The organism is Nocardia colli, from assembly GCF_008704205.1.
Lineage (GTDB): Bacteria > Actinomycetota > Actinomycetes > Mycobacteriales > Mycobacteriaceae > Nocardia > Nocardia colli.
Genome location: NZ_VXLC01000030.1, coordinates 43,718 through 63,951, shown reverse-complemented (window position 1 = coordinate 63,951; position 20,234 = coordinate 43,718). Strand labels below are relative to the sequence as shown.

The following is a 20,234-nucleotide window of genomic DNA, read 5'->3' as shown; positions in this document are numbered from 1 at the left end:
AATGCTCCATGCTGTGCAGAGCCAGACTCCGCACATCATGGAGCGTTCCATTTTGCCCGACTCCACGATTCAGATCCGAGTTCCGACTGGGGAGCGGGTGTTGCAGGCCAGTTCCTGGCGGCGACGCCGGTCGAGGGCGGGCGTCGCAGGTGAGGCCGCTACCGCGCCGATCAATTCTTCTGCCGTCCGTCAGCAATTAACGGGATGTTTGCCCAAACCCGCGTAGTCCCCGCCCATTCGGGTCCCAGTTACAGCTTGTTCACTGCCCAGTTGCCTCCGGCCGAAACCATCGTTGATGGTTATAGCAAGCGAACATTCTTTACTCTGCACGTCAGTTTTGATGTCGTATCGAGAGGAATGCTGTGCCCCACATAGGTTCGGGTTTTCCAAGGCGACGATTCATCGGTGGGGCGCTCGGCGCGGCCGCATTGGGCGGCGGGCTGCAAATATTGCCCGCCGGGATGGCCGAGTCCCTCGCGGCGCCCAGCCGCAAGGGGACGCTCGGCGATGTCGAGCACGTGGTGATCCTGATGCAGGAAAATCGCTCGTTCGACCACTATTTCGGCACGATGCGCGGCGTGCGCGGGCTCGCCGACGCATCGGTCGTGGTGAAGGCCGATGGCCGAAATGTCTACTATCAACCGGATCCGGGCCGATCCGACGGCGGCTACCTGCTGCCCTTCCACGTCGACACCGCCAAGGTGGACGGCCAGGACCTGGGCGATCTGCCGCACGGCTGGGACGATCAGCATCGCGCGGTCCGCGGCGGCTGGAGCGACGGCTGGACCGCGGCGAAAGGCGAGATGGCCATGAGCTATTTCACCGACGCGGACATCCCGTTCCATCGCGCGCTCGCCGACGCGTTCACCGTCTGCGACCACTACTACTGCTCCGTCCTCGGCCCGACCACGCCCAACCGGCTCTACCACTGGACCGGAACCATCGACCCCGCCGGGCAATTCGGCGGTCCGGCGATCAGCAACCCGGCCGACTACAAGCCCGTCTATCGGTGGACCACCTATCCGGAACGCTTGCAGAACAAGGGAATCAGCTGGAAGGTCTATGCCAACGACGAGGTGGGCGATGACGGCGGCCACCCGTTCGTCGGCGACTACGGCGACAACCCGCTGTGGCTCTTCGATGCCTACCACGATCCGAAGAACACCGAACTAGCCTCGCGGGCAAAGGTATTCGGCGCCCAGAACTGGAAGCCGGACTCGGGTCAGGGCAAGCAGGTCGACCATGTCCTCGCGGACTTCATCGCCGACTGTTCCGGCGGCCGCCTCCCCCAGGTCTCCTGGGTGGTCGCCCCCTACGGGTATTCCGAGCATCCCGCCGCCCGCCCCGTCGACGGCGCCGCCTACACCCAGGCCGTGCTGAAAGCGTTGTGGGGCAATCAGAATCTGTGGAACTCGACCGCTCTGCTGATCAACTTCGACGAGAACGACGGCTTCTTCGACCACGTTCCCCCGCCGATGGCGCCGCCCGGCACACCCGGCGAATACGTCAACGGTCAGCCCATCGGCCTCGGCCCGCGCGTCCCCATGCTGGTGATCTCGCCGTGGAGCCGCGGCGGCTGGGTCAACTCGCAAGTGCACGACCACACTTCGGTGATCCGCTTCCTGGAGAAGTGGACCGGCGTCGACGAACCCAACATCTCCGCCTGGCGCCGCTCCATCTGCGGCGACCTCACCGGCTGCTTCGATTTCGCCAAGCCCAACACCACCGTGCCGATGCTGCCCGACGCGAATGCCCTTCGCGCACAAGCAGATGCCACCCAGAGCAAACTGCCGAAGCCCACACCCCCGGCGATCGGGAGCCAGCACCCACCGGAGCAGGAATCCGGCACCCGGCCTGCCCGCGCCCTCCCCTACGCGCCCGTCGCCAACGCAACCCTCATCGCCAGCGGCGCACTGACCACCACATTCCGCAATACCGGTGCCGCCGATATCCAATTAGCCGCATATCGGGCAGACGGCCGCACCGACGGCCCGTGGCACTACGACGTGAAATCCGGTGCCACGATTTCCGACACCTGGAACGTCCAGAGCTACCCGGACAAGAAATACGGCATCGCCATTCACGGCCCCAACCGCTTCCTCTGGCGCATGAACGGCACCTCGACCTCGCCGCTCGAGGTGACTGCGGCGTACTCCGCCGACAACAAACTGCAGTTGACGATGACGAACAAGGGCACCGCCCCCGCCGTCGTCACGGTCAAGGCCAACAGCTACCGCACCGGCGGCCCGTGGACCTACAAGATCGCCCCCGGCAAAACCACCACCGACACCTGGAATGCCCTCAGCTATGGCAAGGGCTGGTACGACCTGTCCCTCACCGTCGACATCGACCCGGTCTACCAGCGCCACTTCCGCGGCCACATCGAGAACGGCCAGCCGAGCGTCACGGGCTGACCGGCGGCGCGCTCGGCCACGGTGCCGGTGCCGGGCGCGCCTCCTCGAAGGCGGCGGCCAGTCGCAGCAGCCGGACGTCGTCGAAGCGGCGGCCGACGAATTGGACGCCGATGGCGGTGCCGTCGGCGACCCGGCCGCAGTTCATCGAGACGGCCGGGTGCCCGGCGGGGTTGAACGGGATGGTGAAGCAGACATGCTTGAACGGGAGGGTCGGATCGTCGTCGGGGACGATCTTTTCCACCGGCCAGGTGGTGACCGGGGAGGTCGGGGTGATGAGGAAGTCGACGTGGTCGAGCCTGCGGTCGGCAGCGAAGGCCATGGTGTCGAACTGCGAGTAGCCGGCGAAAACCACGGCACCGGTCAGGTTTTCGGCGTCGGCGGTCCAGTCGTGGATGAAGGGGGAGATCTTTTCTTTGCGTGCCGCGGGCAATGAACGGATGTCCGACCACTGCCGCATGCACCAGAAATCGTTCAGTCCGGCGAGCATGTCCTCGGTCATGATCGGCTCGACCTTCTCGACGTGCGCGCCCAGGGATTGCAGCAGCTCGGCGACCGCGCCGACCGCGGCACTCACAGCGGGTTCCACCGGAAAGCCGGCGCCTGCGTCCGTCATCAAGCCGATCCGGAGACCGGAAAGCTGGAGTGGTCTGGACGCGGCGGCCCAATCGGTGGCGAGCTCTGGTCCAGCCGTGTGATCGCGCCGGTCCGGTATCGCCACCGCCGATGTCGCGAGCGCCGCATCCGCGACCGTCCTGGTCAACGGGCCGATCGTGCGGCCGAGGTACGGCGGGACCACCGGGATCAGCCCGAAGCTCGGCTTGAACCCGACCACGCCACACCAGCCCGCGGGCAATCGGATCGACCCGCCGATATCGGTGCCGTAGTGGATCGGCCCATATCCGGCCGCGGCCGCCGCGGCTGCCCCCGAGCTCGAACCTCCCGGATTGAGCGCGAGATTCCACGGATTGCGCGTGACGCCGTGAATGCTGGACTGCCCGCTCGACGACATCCCGTAGTCGGGCATCGTGGTCTTGCCGACCAGAATGCCGGCCGCCTCCTGGACCCGGTCGGCGGTCGGACTGTTCGCGGCGGCCGGCGTGAGGTCCGAACCGGCGGTGCCGAACGGCGTCGGACAGCCCGCGGTAGCGATGTTCTCCTTGAGCGTGAGCGCGATCCCGTCGAGCGGACCCGCCGGTTCCCCGCGCTGCCAGCGCTGCGCACTGGCGACCGCGGCCGCCCGCGCCTGCTCGGCAAAATCGACGTACAGGGCGTTGATGTGCGGCTCCCACCGCTCGATCCGCGCCAGCACCGCATCGACGACCTCGACCGGCGACAACGTTCGATCGCGGTAACCCGCCAGCACGGCGGTGGCGGGTAGATCGGCCGGATCACTCATAGAGACCCCTCTCGGCGCGCGAGACAGTCACCGCGACAAGGAGATTCTTCCAGCAGAGCGGGCCGGCCGCACGCCCCGAGTGCTTGGTTCAGTGCCGATGGGCCGCCTCGTACCACTGCTGTGGCACAGACCAGTCCCAGCATTCCTGCTTCGGGGGGTCGACGGGATTGGCCCGCGCCCACTCGATGTAGCAGCGGGCCGATCCACCGGTGCACGCACCGCACAAGATCAGGCCACGCTGCACGTGACGCCACAGCGGGCGGAGAGAGATGCGCCGCATTGCGACCTCCTCGGCAGGAAAAAGCGGTTCCGAGCAGAGGCTTTGCCTCAGGTTCGGGAACGATACCGGCGCGTAGGGCGGCGCGGACGAAAATCGAGTGGACTGGCTCACACAGCGGGAAATCGCGCGCCGCGGCCCTTGCTTGGAGTGCACTCCAGGTGACTAGCGTGGAGGCATGAGCAAAGTTTGGTTCATCACCGGCGTTTCCCGAGGATTCGGCCGCGAATGGGCACTCGCCGCCCTGGAGCGCGGCGACAGTGTCGCAGGCACCGCACGCGACCTGAGTACGCTCGACGACCTGGTCGCCAAGTACCCCAACACCTTCCAGCCGATCCGCCTGGACGTCACCGATCGGGCGGGCGACTTCGCCGCCGTGCAGCAGATGGTCGACCGCTTCGGGCGGCTCGACGTGGTCGTCAACAATGCCGGCTACGGGCAGTTCGGCATGATCGAGGAACTCACCGAGGAAGAGCTGCGGGCGCAGTTCGAGACCAATGTGTTCGGCGCCCTGTGGGTCACCCAGGCGGCGGTCCCGATCCTGCGTGAGCAGGGCAGCGGCCACATCATCCAGGTCTCCAGCATCGGCGGCATCTCCGCCTTCCTGAACCTGGGCGCGTACCACGCGTCGAAGTGGGCGCTCGAGGGTTTCTCGCAGTCGCTCGCCCAGGAGGTGGCGCCGTTCGGCGTGCACGTGACCCTGATCGAGCCCGGCGGCTTCGGCACCGACTGGGCGGGCCCGTCATCGAAGCACGCCACCCCGAACCCGGCCTACGACGCGGCACGCGAAGCCAGGGCCGCGCAGCGTTCGTCGATGCCCAGCGGCGACCCCACTGCTACCAGCACCGCGATCCTGGCCGTGGTCGACGCGGACGAGCCGCCGTTGCGCATCTTCCTCGGCGAAGCGCCGCTGACGATAGCCACCAGGGACTACGAGTCCCGGCTGGAGCTGTGGCGTAGGTGGCAGCCGATCTCCGCTGCGGCACAAGGGAACTGACGGCCCGACCCAACGCAAAAGCCCCGCACCCAAAGGGCGCGGGGCTCTTTCACGCTATGTCGATCAGATAGCGCGGACGTCCTGGGCCTGCGGCCCCTTCTGTCCCTGTCCGACCTCGAACTCCACGCGCTGGCCTTCTTCGAGGGACTTGAATCCCGAGCCGGCCACGGCGGAGTAGTGAACGAACACGTCAGCGCCGCCACCATCTTGTGCGATAAAGCCGAAGCCCTTTTCGCTGTTGAACCACTTCACACTGCCTTGAGCCATTACTTTTACTTCTTCTTTTCTGTAGATGAGCCAAACGAATCACGTCGATAAGCTTGATCTCACTGCACTACCATGTCACGGATCGCCGGCAATCCCTACGAAATATCCCAGTATGTGAGCTAACCGACACTCAGCCCACCGATTCCGCACCCTCTCACCGATCCCCTACTACTTGCAGCGCTGGAAGGTGTGGCAGTCCACGCCAGTTCCTCGAATCAACAGGCGCGCAAGCGATTCCAGCGGCTCGCGCATCTCGGACATTCCGTGCGGCAGGTTCGCGATCACGATTCAGCCTGCCGGCTTCCCTTGTCTCGCAGCAACATCGACATATTGCCGCGACCGCCAGCACTCGATTCGACAGCCTGTCTGGCGATCATGGTCGTCACCCGCCACACTGTGCCGGACCCGCGCGTCGAGCATCTCGTGACGCTTGCTGCCGGGACGCTGGTCGGGGTCATGGCATTCCTCTTGGCGGCCAAGGTGATCGGGATACCGGAAGTGCGTAATGCGCGGGCGCTGCTGGCGGCCTGACGACGGGTTTACAGGCCGACCAATTCGGCGCTGCGGAGCCAGAGGCGTTGTTGGTAGTCGGTGTCGCGGCGGATGGATACGGGTGGCAGGAGGTTCAGGCCGGGGGTTGAGGTGATGAACTGGCCGGTGGTGGTTTGCAGGTTGGGGTCGATGGTCAGGTCGATTCCGGCGCGGGCGCCTACTTCGGGTCGTCTGATGATTCGTGTGCGCGCCAACGCTTTCAGGGGGACGGCGAAGAGGCGGGTGTCGCTGATGAGGCCGGTGGCGTTGGCGCCGGGGCAGAAGCAGTTCACGGTGACGCCGGTGCCGTCGAGGCGGCGGGCGAGTTCCTGGGTGAACAGGATGTTCAGCAGTTTCGATCGCCCATAGCTGCGGAAGGAGCCGACCGGGCCGAAGTTGCGGGGCTCGGCGAAGTGGTCGAGGTCCGGTCGGCCGCCGTTGCGGTGGGCCTCCGAGGCGGTGATGACGATCCGGGACGGTGCGGCCGCGATGAGCTGATCCAGCAGGAGGTTGGTCAGCAGGAACGGGCCGAGATGGTTTGTCGCGGCCATGGATTCGAAGCCGTCCACGGTCGTGCGGGAGAACAGTGCGTGGATGCCCGCGTTGTTGATCAGTACGTCGATGCTGGCGTAGCGGTTGCGGATCTCCTCGCCGGCGCGGCGGACCGAAGCCAGATCGGCGAGGTCGCCCACGACGATGTCGGGAACGCTCGCCGCTCCCGGCTCTTGCCGGAGTTCTTCGGCGGTGGCGGCCGCCTTGGACTCGTTGCGCGCCACCAGCGTCAGGGCCGCGCCGCGGCGAATCAGCGCCCGCGCGATCTCCTTGCCGATGCCGTTGGTGGCCCCGGTGATGACGATTCGTTTACCGGTGAGGTCAGTGTCGTTGTCGCCCATGGCAATCAGCCCTTCACGGTCCAGTGGCGACGGCGTGGACGGTCGTTGTGGCCGAGCGAGAATCAGTCACCACAAGTTACAGATAACAGCGATGGTCATGACCGTAGCGCACCGCGGTCGCCGACAGAGTCCGATTGCGGGGTCTGCGCATCCGAAGCAGGACGAGGGCGCAGCACGCCGGCGGCGCCGGCGGCCACGACGCAGAACGCGACAGGCAGCAGCAGGACGATGTTGAGCGGAGCGAGGTGGGTCAACGGCCCGACGATGGCGGGCCCGGCGAGCACACCGAGGTAGCCGAGCCCGGCGACCCGAGCGACGTTGGCGCCCGCGGCATTTCGATCCGCGTGACCTGCCGCGCTGAACAATTGCGGGACACACCCGGACAATCCGGCCCCGAACACGGTCCAGCCGAACAGCGCCAACGGAATCCACGGCGACAACGCGGCCGTCAGCAGACCCAGCGCCGCCACCGCCGCTCCGTAGCGGAGGATCGCCACCGGCCCGAAGCGAGTGGCGACCCGGTCGGCGAGCAGCCTGCCGACGGTCATCGCGGTCGCAAAAGCCCCGTACGCCAAGGCCGCAGTGGCAGCAGGCGCCTCGAGCACATCCCGCAGATGCAGCGCGCTCCAGTCGTTGGCCACGCCTTCACACAGCATCAGCAGCAGCGCCAGACCGGCCAGCAACCAGATCCGCCGCGGCATCTTCCGCCGGGCCGAGACGTCGAAAACGTCGGCGGCCACAGGACTTTCGGGACGCAGCAACGCAGGCGCGGCAACCGCCGCACAGCAGAGGCCGAGCAACGCGGCCGCACCGAGCGCCGCCGCCGGGCTCCAACCCCAGCTGAGCGTGCGCGCACCGACCAACGCCGCGAGTACACCGCCGAGCGAATAGGTGGCATGGAACGCGGACATCACCGACCGCCGATAACCGTGCTCGACCTGCACCGCATGGGCATTCATCGCCACATCCAGGCACCCGTTGCCGAACCCGAGCACGAGCAGCGAGACACCTAACGCCCAGATGTTCGCGGATAAACCGGGCAGGACCACCGCGCCCGCACACAACGCCGCACTGACCGGCACCACGAGGCGCGCGCCGAACCGATCCGCGAGCGGACCCACCAACCGCATGCCGGCGAACGCACCCGCGCCGAGCAGCAGCAACAACCACCCGAGCGCCGGATGACCGATCCCGACCCGCCGCTCGACCACGGGAATGTGAACGACCCACATCCCGATCAGAAAGCCGTTCAACGCGAAGAAGACGAACGTGGCCAGCCGAGCGGCCCGCAATGATCCCTGCATGCCTACGAACATAACGGACACAATCACTGTTCGAAATATTGACTTACGAACACAAACAATGTTCGATTGCGTATGTGGCGAGCACAGACCGACTGAAACAGATCACCGATGCCGTCCGCGAAGCAGGCGAGATCGGCGTAGCGGAACTGGCCGAGCGCACCGGCGCCTCGGAGATGACCATCCGCCGCGACCTCGAAACCCTGGCCGCGCAGGGCGTCCTCGAGCGTTATCGCGGCGGCGCCCGCACCCTCCTCCTGCGCGGCGACGAACCACCCTTCGCACTGCGCGCCGGCGAGGGACGGGAAACCAAGCGCCGCATCGCAATCGAGGTCGCCGCCCTGATCGCCGACGGCGAGTCGGTGGTCCTCGACAGCGGCACCACCTGCCTCGAGGTGGCCCGCGTTCTCGAACACCGCCGCCTGACCGTGCTCCCCCTCTCGCTGCACGCGGTGAACGCACTCACCGGCGCACCGCAATTGACCCTGCTCGTGCCCGGCGGCACACCGCGCCCCGGCGAACTCGCACTGACCGGGCCATTGACCCTCGCCTCGCTGGCCGCCCTGCGTTTCGACACCGCGATCCTCGGCTGCTGCGGACTCAACGCCACCGACGGACTCACCGCCTACGACCTCGACGACGCCGCGATCAAACGCGCCGCGATCGCCTCGTCCCGCCGGGTCATCGCCGTCACCGAAGCCGCGAAACTCTCCCACACCGCACTCGCTTTCGTCGCCTCCGCCGCCGCCCTGCACGCGATCGTCACCGACGAGTCGGCCACACCCGACGACACGGCTGCGCTCGAAGCCGCAGGCGTCCCTGTTCGACGGGTGTGATCAGGTAAGACGCCGCCGCGCAGTGCCGCTGTGAACAGCGCCGCATCCTGGATTGGCCGGACGGGCACCGGGTATGCGGCGACGGAAGGGAGCGTGATCACCGATGAGCTCACCCACCGCACCGCCCGTCCCGCCCGGATTCTCGATCGACCTCCCGCGACCCCGCGGCGAACTCTCCGCAGCGGTAACCGAAATCCTGCGGACGGCACCGTCCGGCCGGACCCGGTTCCCCGAGGCGACCGCCGCCGATCCATACGGCGACGACCTGCACCTCGCGCTGCACACCTGCTACGAACTGCACTACCACGGCTTCGAATCGGTCCACCCCGGCTGGGAGTGGGACCCGGAGCTGCTTCGGTTCCGCGGAAATCTGGAGCAGTTGTTCCGCCGCAGCCTGCACAACGACGTCAAGGGCGGCGACGACATCGTCCATGCGCTGGCGGAGTTGCTGATCGAGCCGCTCGAACCGAACGACATCGCGCGGTACCTCAACGACGAAGGCGAATGGTGGCACCTGCGCGAGTACTTCGTGCAACGCTCGATCTATCACCACAAGGAGGGCGATCCGCACGCCTGGGCGATCCCGCGCCTGTTCGGTCAGGAGAAGGCGTCCCTGGTCGCGGTCGAGTACGACGAGTTCGGCGGCGGCCGCGGTGAACGAGTACACGCGCGCCTGTACGCCGATCTGCTCGCCGCCGCCGGCTTGCACGACGGCTACCTGCACTACCTCGACGCGGTGCCCGCGCCGATGCTCGCCCTGGTGAACATGATGTCGCTGTTCGGCCTGCACCGTGGCCTGCGCGGCGCGCTGGTCGGCCAGCTCGCCACCGCCGAGATCACCTCGTCACCGGCCGCGCGCCGCATGGTCGCCGCGCTCGACAAGCTCGGCGCCCCACCGGAATGCCGGCTGTTCTACACCGAACATGTCGAGGCGGACGCCGTGCACGAGCAGGTCATGCGCCACGACGTCGTCGGCGGTCTGCTCGCCCGCGAACCCGCGCTCACCGAGTCGGTCGTCTTCGGCATCCAGGCGACGAACCTGCTCGAAGACCGATTCACCGACCACGTGCTCAGCAGCTGGCGGGCCGGCGCGAGCTCGTTGCTGACGACACCGGACTCAATCCGTACGCCGGGACCGCTTCCGATGACTGGTGTCGCATAGCGGAAAGTTCTTGCTGCGCCGGCACATACACAACGCGACGAGGAACCGGTCCGAACACACCACGGACCCGTCCGGGCGCACCAGTTCGACCGGTCCCTCGACGAGCGCGGGACCGTCCGGCTCGAAGGTGATCCGGCGCCGATCGGCGGGTTCCAGGTGTGCGGGCATGTCGTACCTCCTGCGCTCCGGTTACCCGGTACCAGGCCACGAAACCGGCGACTACCTCACACGACCTCGAGATCGTAGGTGACCTCGGTCCAGAAACCGCCGGGCTCGTACTCGCCGCCGAGGGTGAGGATGTAGTCGCCGCGACTGAGGTCGTCCAGGCCGCACCACAGCCCCCAGGCATTCGCCCGATAGCGCCCGGGCGGTCCGAACGGACCGTCCGGATCCGCGTCGATGAGAAACGGGCTGCGGTTGGCGACCTCGCGCAGCGGCAGGGTGACGCCGTTCAGTTCCGCGTGCCCGCTCGCCGTGGGCACCTCCGGCACGCGCCTGCCGAACAGCGAGGCCCGCTGGAGGATATTGAAGGCCGGGAAGAAGATCGGCCGCCCGTGCGGCACGGAACACTTCCTGGTGACCTTGCCGCCGAACGTCCCGGCCAGAAACCAGACGTCCGCGGGCTGCCCCTCCGCCGCGAACTTCCCGGTTTCGTCGCTGACCGGATTCCTGGCGGTGGGAATCGCCATGGCCCACTGCCACCATCGAGCCGCCAGCTCAATGTCCCTACTCCGCATAACTACCCACCTTGATCATCAAGCCTCGAACCAGGTCAGGATAGTCATACGCGGAGCACATCGGCCGGGCGATCGGGCAGGCCATCGGCGGTTTCAGCCACGGAACCAGCGCTTCGCGATACGTTTGACCTTCAGGCACCTGGGAAGTCGACCGGATAACCGAGACGGACGGGAGAGACATGTCTGATCCGAACTACACCACCGATGACGCCGGAATCCCGGTGCCCAGTGACGAACATTCGCTGACGGTAGGCCCCGACGGCCCGATTCTGCTCAACGACGCCTATCTGATCGAGAAGATGGCGGCGTTCAACCGCGAGCGGGTGCCCGAGCGCCAGCCGCACGCCAAGGGTGGCGGCGCGTTCGGCACCTTCGAGGTGACCCACGATGTCAGCGCCTACACCAGGGCCGACGTCTTCCAACCCGGGAAGAAGACGGAGCTGCTGGCCCGCTTCTCCACCGTGGCCGGCGAGCGGGGCAGCCCGGACACCTGGCGCGATCCGCGCGGCTTCGCCCTGAAGTTCTATACCGAGCAGGGCAACTTCGACATGGTCGGCAACAACACCCCCGTGTTCTTCGTGCGGGATCCGATGAAGTTCCAGGACTTCATCCGCTCGCAGAAGCGCCGCGCCGACAACAACCTGCGCGATCACGACATGCAGTGGGACTTCTGGACGCTGTCCCCGGAATCCGCGCACCAGGTGACCTGGCTGATGGGTGATCGCGGCATTCCGCGCACCTGGCGGCACATGAACGGCTATTCCAGCCATACCTACCTCTGGTACAACGCCGCGGGCGAACGGTTCTGGGTCAAATACCACTTCAAGACCGATCAGGGCATCGAGTTCTTCACCCAGGACGAGGGTGACCAGATGGCCTCGATGGACACCGATTACCACACCCGCGACCTGTGGGAGGCGATCGACGGCGGCAACTTCCCGACCTGGACGCTGCACATGCAGATCATGCCGTTCGACGACGCGAAGACCTACCGCTACAACCCCTTCGACCTCACCAAGGTCTGGCCGCACGGCGACTATCCGCTCATCGAGGTCGGCAAGATGACCTTGAATCGCAACCCCGCCGACTACCACACCGAGATCGAGCAGTCCGCGTTCGAACCGAGCAACGCGGTGCCCGGCACCGGGCCGAGCCCGGACAAGATGCTGCTCGGCCGCTGGTTCTCCTACCCGGACGCGCACCGGTACCGGATCGGCGTCAATTACAAAGAGCTGCCGGTCAATTCGGCGCACGCGACCACCGTGCGGTCCTATTCGAAGGACGGCGCGATGCGCCACCACAATCCGGGCGACCCGGTGTACGTGCCCAATTCGAAGGGCGGGCCGCACGCGGATCCGTCCGTGTCCGGGCCGCCGGTGGGCTGGCACACCGACGGCGAAATGGTCCGCACCGCTTACACATTGCGGGCCGAGGACGACGACTGGAGCCAGGCCGGGACGATGGTCCGCGAGGTGCTCGACGACGCGGCACGAGATCGGTTGGTCGACAACATCGTCGGACATCTGCTCAACGGCGTCACGCCGCCGGTCTTGAATCGGGCGTTCGAATACTGGCGCAATGTCGACAAGGGTCTCGGCGACCGCATCGAGGCGGGCGTGCAGGCCAAGCAGAACGAGCTCGATCCCAAGGCGGAGAAGCAGGGGAACCCCGCGCGTTCCACCGCGCAAGACAAAGCCTGACAATTCCGGCAACCGCAGGGCACGCCACGGCATGCCCTGCGGTTGCCGCGTTTGAGCCCGATATCGCCGGGTAGCACGGGAGCCATGACTACGAGGACGACAGCCCGGCTCGAGTCACTGCCGCATGTGTTCGCCACCGCCGCGGTAGTGATCATCAACTCGGTCGGCGCCACCGCGACAGCGACGCTCGGCATCATCTCCGCGCTGGTCCTGATGCTGTGAGGCCGAAGGGTTTGCGGGTGCATCCGAGCGGCGCGAGTTCACCAGGCCGCATGGTCATGTTCACATCGTGTTTACGATGTCCGAATGCTTATTCACGACGCACCGGGAAGTCCGCCCCCACCCGCCGGGCAAACGGGTGCTGAGCGGCTCCAGGTACGTCGCGTCCGACCGGCGGCCATCTGGTCCGGTGTCGCCGCCGCGGTGCTGGTGCTCGTCGTGGGCGAGCTCATCGCCGCGCACATTCACGCGCTCGGCCCGCTGACCAGCCTGGTTCGCGATTACGTCGGCAGGCCCAAGTCCGCGACCACGTCGTGGGCCGGCTTCCTGCTCGCGCTGGTCGGCCTGACCACCCGCGTCCGGATCACCGCGCTCGCCGCGGCCGTCGCCATCGATGTGGTGTTCGTGGTGATCCGGGCGATCGAGGGCAGGCTGTTCACCGTCGGCAACGGCCCGACCATCGTGCTGACCGCGCTCGCGGTGATCGCCGTTTGGCGCTGGTCCGGCGAGCGGCGTCGAACGGCGCTGCGCGCCATCACCTTCGGCGCGCTGCTGATCCTCGCGACGAAGGTCGGCGAGATCTGGCTGGACATCACCGCGTGGGCCTGCCCGAAGGTCCTCGATCCCTACGCGCAGCTGGCCGATCACGCGCTCGGCAATCCGTCCTGGTTCGTCGGGCATGTCCTGGACATCGCCGGGCCGGTGCCGCTCGGCGTGGTGCGCTGGGTGTATTTCGAGCTGCCGGTCGCGGCGATCGTGGTCGCCGTCTGGCAGTTGCGCGGGGTGACCACCGGCCCGTGGCCGCGGCATCACCTGGTGCGCACGTTCCTGGCGCTCGGCCTGATCGGCCCGCTCTGGTACGTGGTCTTCCCCGTCGTCGGGCCGGTGCTCGCCTTCGGGCCGCAGGGGCACGGCCTGGAGATCGCCGATGTGTGGCCGAATATCGTTCCGCCGCTGCCGTTCTCCCTCGACCCGATGCCGTTCGACGGCATCACCCCGCGCAACTGCATGCCCTCGCTGCACACCGCGTGGGCGTTGTCGCTGTTCATCCATTCCCGCCGCGGGCCGCTGTGGCTGCGGGTGGGTGGCGCGTTCTGGCTGGTCTGCACGCTGATCGCGACGCTCGGGCTCGGTGCGCACTACGGGGTCGACCTGATCGCGGGCGCGGCGCTGTGCCTGACCGTGGAATCCGCGCTGCGGGACCCGGATCGGGGCTGGGATCACTACCGGATCCGCGTGGTCGCCTTGGGTGTCGTCACTTTCGCGACCACGCTGCTGTCGGTTCGCTACCTCGCGCAGACGATGGCCGACCATCCGCTGGTGTCCGGCGTCGGCTTGCTCGGATTGCTCGCCGCATTGGCGACGACGTTCTATCTGACCTGGTTCGCCCCGACCCGCCCGCAGCACGTGACCGCCGAACCCGTCCCGCTCGACGACCGGATCGCGCACTAGCCGACCCCGGTTCGCGCAGCATCTCCGACCAAGGAGTTCGTTCCGGAGACTGCGCGGACCGGAGGTGCGATGCTCAGATCCTCAGCAGCAACAGAGGATCAACGATGAAGCAGCTCTCCGGCCTCGATGCCGCGTTCTTGTCGCTCGAGACGCACAACTCCACCGGGCACGTCGGCGGGTTGTGCGTGGTCGATCCGAGTGAATCACCTACCGTCCTCGACCTGGCCGCGCTGACCGCGCTGCTCGGCGAGCGGGTGCCGCTGATACCGCTGCTGCATCAGCGGCTCAGGTATGTCCCGCTCGGGCTCGATCAGCCGTATTGGATCGATGACGAGAACTTCGACATCGAATACCACGTGCGGGAGATCTCGCTGCCCACACCGGGTTCGGACGCGCAGCTGACCGAGCAGGTCAGCCGGCTGCACGCGCGGCCGCTCGATCGGCGCAGGCCGCTGTGGGAGGCGTATCTCATCTCCGGGCTCGCCGAGGGACTGCTCGCGGTGTACACGAAGATGCATCACGCGGCGATCGACGGGGTTTCGGGCGCCGAGCTGATGACGATCCTGCTCGATCTCACGCCGGAGGGCCGAAGGGTCCTTCCCACAACGCCTTTCGCGCCCGAACCGAAGCCGAGCAAACGAGCGATGCTCGCGCGGGCCGCGGTGTCGCTGGCGAGCAGTCCCGTGCAGGCCGCGCGCATCGCCGGGGATCTCGGCCGTTCGCTACCGCTGGTCGGCAGCTACGTAACGCCCTACGTCGGCGCGATTCTCGGCCGCGAGCACGACGACGGCGCGGTGATCGCCAGCGCGGTCGGGCTCGCGCCGAAGACGCCGTTCAACCGGGAGATCACCCCGCACCGCCGGTTCGCCTTCCGCAGTGTGGATCTCGCCGAGGTGAAGACGGTCAAGAACGCGTTCGGCATGTCGGTGAACGACGTCGTGATGGCGATGTCGGCCGGGGCATTGCGGCGATGGCTGATCGATCACGACGCGCTGCCCGCCGTGCCGCTGGTCTCGATGATTCCCGTCTCGGTGCGCGACGAAGGCAGCAAATCGGCACTCGGCAACAAAGTCTCGGCGATGCTGGCCTCCTTGCCCACCCACCTCGACGACCCCATCGCCCGCCTCACCGCCGCGCACCGGGCGACAAAGATCGCCAAGGCGCAGCAGGCGGCGATCCCGCCCGGTCTCATCGAGAACGTCACCGACTTCGCACCCCCGGCGCTGGTCGCGCGCGCGGCCCGCGTCGCCTTCGCGATGGGCCTCCCGCACCGGATCCCACCCTTCAACCTGGTCATCTCCAACGTCCCCGGCCCGAACGTCGATGTCTACCTAGCCGGCGCGAAAATGGTTGCCAACTACCCACTTTCGGTCGTCATGGACGGCCAAGGGCTCAACATCACCGTCAGCAGTTCCGGCGGCCGCCTGCACTTCGGCCTGCTCGGCTGCCGCGAACTGGTCCCCGACATCGACGACATCGCCGGCCATCTCGTCACCGAACTGCAAACCCTGCTCCGCGGAGCCGACCAGCCGAACCTGGCCCCGGTCACCCCGATCCGCCGCGAAGAAGCCTGAGCGCTGCTGCCCGATATTCTGTGGGCTTGTCGGGGTGCGGGCGGGGACGTTCACTGGTCGTGAATGCTGAGTCGAGTCGAGTGATCGTGAGATCTGTGCTCCGCTAGCCGGTGCGCCGCCTATGCCCACGGTTGCGGGGTTGGAGGCGCTGTGGCCGGAGCACGTGGGGCGACGCTGACGGGGATTCTGGGCGACCGGGCGGCGGAAACGCCTGATCGGGCGGCTTATACGTACCTGTCCGACGGTGGTGGGGCGGAGACACTCAGCTATCGCGAGGTGTATGCGGCGGCAGCGGATATCGCGACGAAAGTCGGTGGTGTCGGCGGGCCGGGCGATCGGGTGCTGGTTCCTTCGGTGTTCGGGCCGGATTTCCTGACGTCGTTCTTCGGGTGCATGATCGCGGGCCGCATTCCGGTGCCGGTGGCGAATCATCAACCGGGGGCGGCGTTTTCGGATATGTCGGCGTTCGCGGCGTTGGCGTTGGATTGTGCGGCGTCGGCGATTCTGGCGCCGCGGGCGGCGGTGGCACAGTTGCGGGCCGCAAGTGCGGAGTATCCGCCGCTGGCCCGGCTCGCCTGGCTCAGCAGTGACGAGCCGACGGGGCAGCTGTCGGAGCCGCTGGCGACGGATCCCGACGGAGTCGCGTTCTTGCAGTACACGTCCGGGTCTACGCGGGCGCCGCGCGGGGTGATGGTGAGTCATGCCAACCTGACGCACAATCTCGGCGTCATCGAGGACGCGTTCGGGCATACGCCGGACAGCAAGGGCGTCATCTGGTTGCCCGCGCATCATGACATGGGGCTCATCGGCGGGCTGCTGGAGCCGCTGTACGCGGGCTTTCCGGTGGTGTTGATGTCACCGGAGGCGTTCATCCGGGACCCGCTCACCTGGCTGCGGGCGATCTCCGAGCACGGTGGGACGACGAGTGGCGGGCCGAATGTCTGCTACGACTACAGCGTCCGGCGCGTGTCTGCCGATGCTGCCGCGAGCTTGGATCTGAGCCGGTGGGAGGTCGCGTTCGTCGCTGCGGAGCCGATCAATCCGCGGGCGCTGCAACGCTTTTCCGATCACTTCGCGTCGTCCGGGTTCCGGCCGAGCAGCATGATTCCCGGGTACGGGCTGGCGGAATCGACACTGTTCGTCAGCGTGACCCCGCGTGGTGCGGGTGTGCGGTCGGCGCAGATGTCCGGGCGCGATGTGGTCAGCTGCGGCGTGGTTTCCGGTGGTAGCGCGATCATCGTGGACCTGGAGGGGCATACCCGGCTGGAAGACGGTGCGATCGGCGAGATCTGGCTGACCGGGCCCAGTGTCGCCGGCGGGTATTGGGGCAAGCCGGACGAGACCGAGGAGGCGTTCCACGCCAAATTGCCCGGCGATCCGGTGACCTATCTGCGCACGGGCGATCTCGGATTCCGGCGCGACGACGAGCTTTTCGTGACCGGGCGGGTCAAGGAGCTGATCATCATCCGGGGGCGCAATATCGCGCCGCAGGACATCGAGTGGTCCATCGAGACGCAGCATCCGGCGCTGCGGCGCGGCCGGTGTGCGGCCGTCGGGTGCGATGTCGACGGGACCGAGGCGCTCGCGGTGCTCCTGGAAGTCGACGCGAGCAAGCTCGATGTATCAATCGGCGAGCTGGAAACCTCTATCCGGCAGACGATCTCGCAGTCCTACGGGCTCGACACGCACCGCGTCGTATTCCTCTCCCCCGGTCAGTTGCCGAGGACGACCAGCGGCAAGGTGCAGCGGTTGAAGGCCAGGGATATGTTCCTGGCCGAGAACACCGAATCCGCAACGCCTTCGGTGCTCGATCAGCTCACCCGGTGGCTGGCGAACCAGACGGGTGCCGAGCCCGCGACCTTGGACGCCGAGAAGCCGATGACCACGCTCGGCTTGGATTCAGTGAAGGCCAGTGAGTTCGGTGTCTATGTCGAGCGCGAGTTCGGCTATGCGGTCTCGGCCGAGCGGCTGTTCGAGGGACTGACGATGGCCGGCTTGGCGGCCGATATCGCTGGGCGCCACAAGGTTTCGAGTAAGCAGAGTTCAGGACCCGCCGCGCTACCTGCGGTCGGATCATCTACCGCCCCGGTCGAATTCAGCCTGTTCTTCTTCGCCAGTGACGCCGAACCGGACAACCCGAACCGCTACGGCTTGTTCCTCGACTGCGCCGAGTTCGCCGACAAGCACGACTTCCGCGCGGTCTGGCTGCCCGAGCGGCACTTTCACCGGTTCGGCGGGCTGTTCCCGAACCCGGCGGTGCTCGGCGGAGTACTGGCACGCACAACGGAACGGATACGCATCCGGGCGGGCAGTGTCGTCCTGCCGCTGCACGATCCGGTGCGGGTCGCCGAGGACTGGTCGGTGATCGACAACCTGTCCGGCGGACGGGTCGATATCGCGTTCGCGACGGGCTGGAATCCGGACGACTTCGTCTTGGCCGCAGCGGATTACACCGATCGCGAGCAGGTGATGCTGTCCGGGGCGGACAAGGTCCGGCGGCTGTGGCGGCGCGAGTCGATCAGCCTGCCGAACGGCAAGGGCGAGCAGATCGAGGTGCGCACGTTCCCGCCTGCGGTCCAACCCGAACTGCCGCTGTGGATCACCTGTAGCGGCGGGATCGGCCGGTTCGAGCAGGCCGGTGAACTCGGGGCCAATGTGCTGACCGCGTTGCTGTTCCAGGACATCGACGAGTTGCGCACCAAGATCGAGGCGTACCGCAAAGCCCGTGCGGCACATGGCCACGACCCGCAGACCGGACATGTCACGCTCATGCTGCACACCTTCCTCGACCCGGACGAGCAGACGGTCCGGCGAGTGGTGGAGAAGCCGTTCAAGAGCTATCTGCGCGACTCCGTAGACCTGTGGCGGCGCGGCGCGGAACCGCTGAACAATCTGAGCGACGCCGAGCAGGAACGCGTCCTGGACTACGCCTTCGCCCGCTACTTCCACACCAGTGCGCTGCTCGGCACCCCGGAACGTGCCGTCGAGCTGATCGATCAGCTGGCCGCGGTAGGCGTCGACGAGATCGCCTGCCTCGTCGACTTCGGCGTCGACCAGTCACGGGTACTCGGCGGACTGCGCCATCTCGCCGACCTGCGAAACCGCTGGCCCGGCAACCCGACTCCGCGCTTGCCCGCAACCGAACCGCTCCCGTCTGCCGAACAACAGGATCTCGGCGCATCCATCCGCAACCGGCACGCCCTGGCCCACCGCAACAGCGGCGGCGTCCTCGCCAAGGCTCGCGACTTCGACCTCGCCCGTCGATTGCGCGAAGCCGATCTCCTTCCGTTCTACCCGGATCTCAGCGACTCCGACGGCGCCACTTGCCGTTACGAGGGGCGCGAGCTGATCATGTTGGGCTCCAACAACTATCTCGGCCTCACGGCGGACACACGGGTCCGGGAGGCGACGGCGGCCGCCGCGTTGAAAGACGGCCCCAGCGTTACCGGTTCCCGGTTGATGAACGGCTCCACCCCGGCGCACGGCGACCTCGAACGCAAACTCGCCCGCTTCCTCGGCCGGCCCGACGCTCTGTTGTTCACCACCGGCTATCAAGCGAATCTCGGCTTCCTGTCGGCCTTCATGGGCGAGGGCACCGTGCTGCTGGTCGACGAGGAATGCCACGCCTCCATCTACGACGGCGCCGCGATCGGCGGCTGCCGGCTGATCCAGTTCCGGCACAACGACATCGCCGATCTCGACCGCAGGCTGCGCACCGAATTGGACGGGCTGCCCGCCCTGGTCATGGTCGACGGTGTGTACTCGATGTCCGGCGATATCGCTCGCCTGGCCGAGGTTCGGGAGGTGTGCGACCGCCACGGTGTTCCGCTCGCGGTCGATGACGCGCACGGTCTGGGGATGATCGGCGCGACCGGTCGCGGTGTCGAGGAAGAACTCGGACTGCCCGGAGCCGCGGACATCCTCACCGGAACCTTCTCCAAAAGCCTCGCCTCGGTCGGCGGCTGGCTGGCGGGTCCGCGCGACCTGATGGACTGGGTGCGGTATTACGGTCGCGCCCAACTGTTCTCGGCCTCGATACCGCCACCGGCGGTCGCCGCCGCAGCCACCGCCCTCGATATCCTGGAAAACGACCCCGCCCGCATGGCGAAGCTGCGTGAACTCTCCGCCTATTGGCGGAAGGGTTTGTCCGAGTTGGGCTTCGACACCGGAACCTCGCGCACCACCATCGTCCCGGTGCTCATCGGCGACGAACTCCGCTGCCTCCGATTCGCCAAACACCTGCTGGATGAAGGCGTTTACGGCAACTGCGTCCTCGCCCCCGCGGTACCGGCCGATCGCGCGATGATCCGCACCACGGTCACCGCTGTGCACGAATACCACCACCTCGACAAGGCACTCGCCGTGTTCGCGAAGGTCGGCCGCGAATTGCAGGTCATCGAGGACTGAAGTCCGCGACAATGAGGGCGGACCTATCGGCCGCACAAGGTTGCGGTGTGGAGCCGGCGCCCGCCCCCAGA

General features: G+C 67.0%; 17 protein-coding genes. 10 read left to right on the top strand and 7 right to left on the bottom strand.

Annotated elements, in window-relative coordinates:
- The first annotated feature begins 362 nt into the window (after positions 1 to 362).
- Entirely contained in the window at positions 363 to 2,414 is a 2,052-nt protein-coding gene (locus F3087_RS39830) for a phosphocholine-specific phospholipase C (protein WP_223885702.1), read from the top strand.
- Here F3087_RS39830 and F3087_RS39825 read toward each other — a convergent pair.
- Both F3087_RS39825 and F3087_RS39820 read right to left on the bottom strand, forming a co-directional pair.
- Positions 2,404 to 3,810, bottom strand: coding sequence for an amidase (locus tag F3087_RS39825; RefSeq protein ID WP_150407350.1), 1,407 nt, complete (start codon positions 3,808 to 3,810; stop codon positions 2,404 to 2,406). The two genes, F3087_RS39830 and F3087_RS39825, sit on opposite strands and share 11 nt — an antisense overlap.
- Before the next feature lie 88 nt (positions 3,811 to 3,898).
- Positions 3,899 to 4,090 (bottom strand): hypothetical protein, encoded by a 192-nt coding sequence (locus tag F3087_RS39820; RefSeq protein ID WP_150407349.1) that lies wholly within the window; start codon positions 4,088 to 4,090, stop codon positions 3,899 to 3,901.
- A gap of 175 nt (positions 4,091 to 4,265) precedes the next feature.
- On the opposite strand from F3087_RS39820, the gene F3087_RS39815 reads away from it, so the two are divergent.
- Positions 4,266 to 5,084, top strand: a complete 819-nt coding sequence (locus F3087_RS39815; RefSeq protein ID WP_150407348.1) for an SDR family oxidoreductase — start codon at positions 4,266 to 4,268, stop codon at positions 5,082 to 5,084.
- Positions 5,085 to 5,147: 63 nt separating this feature from the next.
- Here F3087_RS39815 and F3087_RS39810 read toward each other — a convergent pair whose 3' ends face one another.
- Complete coding sequence (locus F3087_RS39810; RefSeq protein ID WP_150407347.1) at positions 5,148 to 5,351, bottom strand: cold-shock protein; 204 nt, start codon at positions 5,349 to 5,351, stop codon at positions 5,148 to 5,150.
- Positions 5,352 to 5,540: 189 nt separating this feature from the next.
- Between F3087_RS39810 and F3087_RS39805 the strand changes: the two genes are divergently transcribed.
- On the top strand, positions 5,541 to 5,882 hold the full coding sequence (locus tag F3087_RS39805) for a hypothetical protein (RefSeq protein ID WP_150407346.1): 342 nt from the start codon (positions 5,541 to 5,543) through the stop codon (positions 5,880 to 5,882).
- 8 nt (positions 5,883 to 5,890) lie between these two features.
- Here F3087_RS39805 and F3087_RS39800 read toward each other — a convergent pair whose 3' ends face one another.
- Both F3087_RS39800 and F3087_RS39795 read right to left on the bottom strand, forming a co-directional pair.
- Positions 5,891 to 6,775 (bottom strand): SDR family NAD(P)-dependent oxidoreductase, encoded by an 885-nt coding sequence (locus F3087_RS39800; protein WP_150407345.1) that lies wholly within the window; start codon positions 6,773 to 6,775, stop codon positions 5,891 to 5,893.
- Positions 6,776 to 6,870: 95 nt separating this feature from the next.
- On the bottom strand, positions 6,871 to 8,079 hold the full coding sequence (locus tag F3087_RS39795) for an MFS transporter (protein WP_150407344.1): 1,209 nt from the start codon (positions 8,077 to 8,079) through the stop codon (positions 6,871 to 6,873).
- Positions 8,080 to 8,153: 74 nt separating this feature from the next.
- On the opposite strand from F3087_RS39795, the gene F3087_RS39790 reads away from it, so the two are divergent.
- On the top strand, positions 8,154 to 8,912 hold the full coding sequence (locus tag F3087_RS39790; protein ID WP_150407343.1) for a DeoR/GlpR family DNA-binding transcription regulator: 759 nt from the start codon (positions 8,154 to 8,156) through the stop codon (positions 8,910 to 8,912).
- 103 nt (positions 8,913 to 9,015) lie between these two features.
- Positions 9,016 to 10,074 (top strand): iron-containing redox enzyme family protein, encoded by a 1,059-nt coding sequence (locus F3087_RS39785; RefSeq protein ID WP_150407342.1) that lies wholly within the window; start codon positions 9,016 to 9,018, stop codon positions 10,072 to 10,074.
- Here the strand turns inward: F3087_RS39785 and F3087_RS39780 are convergent.
- Together F3087_RS39780 and F3087_RS39775 are read right to left on the bottom strand one after the other, a co-directional pair.
- Positions 10,030 to 10,242, bottom strand: a complete 213-nt coding sequence (locus tag F3087_RS39780; protein WP_150407341.1) for a CDGSH iron-sulfur domain-containing protein — start codon at positions 10,240 to 10,242, stop codon at positions 10,030 to 10,032. The genes F3087_RS39785 and F3087_RS39780 overlap by 45 nt on opposite strands.
- 56 nt (positions 10,243 to 10,298) lie before the next feature.
- On the bottom strand, positions 10,299 to 10,811 hold the full coding sequence (locus F3087_RS39775) for a hypothetical protein (RefSeq protein WP_150407340.1): 513 nt from the start codon (positions 10,809 to 10,811) through the stop codon (positions 10,299 to 10,301).
- 179 nt (positions 10,812 to 10,990) lie between these two features.
- On the opposite strand from F3087_RS39775, the gene F3087_RS39770 reads away from it, so the two are divergent.
- The 5 genes from F3087_RS39770 (at position 10,991) to F3087_RS39755 (ending at position 20,163) form a co-directional block, all read left to right on the top strand.
- Positions 10,991 to 12,511 carry a catalase gene (locus tag F3087_RS39770; RefSeq protein WP_150407339.1) on the top strand — a complete coding sequence of 507 codons (1,521 nt, stop codon included), beginning with the start codon at positions 10,991 to 10,993 and terminating at the stop codon, positions 12,509 to 12,511.
- A gap of 84 nt (positions 12,512 to 12,595) precedes the next feature.
- Positions 12,596 to 12,733, top strand: a complete 138-nt coding sequence (locus tag F3087_RS46280; RefSeq protein ID WP_191094369.1) for a hypothetical protein — start codon at positions 12,596 to 12,598, stop codon at positions 12,731 to 12,733.
- 84 nt (positions 12,734 to 12,817) lie between these two features.
- Positions 12,818 to 14,182 (top strand): phosphatase PAP2 family protein, encoded by a 1,365-nt coding sequence (locus tag F3087_RS39765; RefSeq protein ID WP_150407338.1) that lies wholly within the window; start codon positions 12,818 to 12,820, stop codon positions 14,180 to 14,182.
- 104 nt (positions 14,183 to 14,286) lie between these two features.
- Complete coding sequence (locus F3087_RS39760) at positions 14,287 to 15,756, top strand: WS/DGAT/MGAT family O-acyltransferase (RefSeq protein ID WP_150407337.1); 1,470 nt, start codon at positions 14,287 to 14,289, stop codon at positions 15,754 to 15,756.
- 150 nt (positions 15,757 to 15,906) lie between these two features.
- Complete coding sequence (locus F3087_RS39755; RefSeq protein WP_150407336.1) at positions 15,907 to 20,163, top strand: MupA/Atu3671 family FMN-dependent luciferase-like monooxygenase; 4,257 nt, start codon at positions 15,907 to 15,909, stop codon at positions 20,161 to 20,163.
- Positions 20,164 to 20,234: the final 71 nt, after the last annotated feature.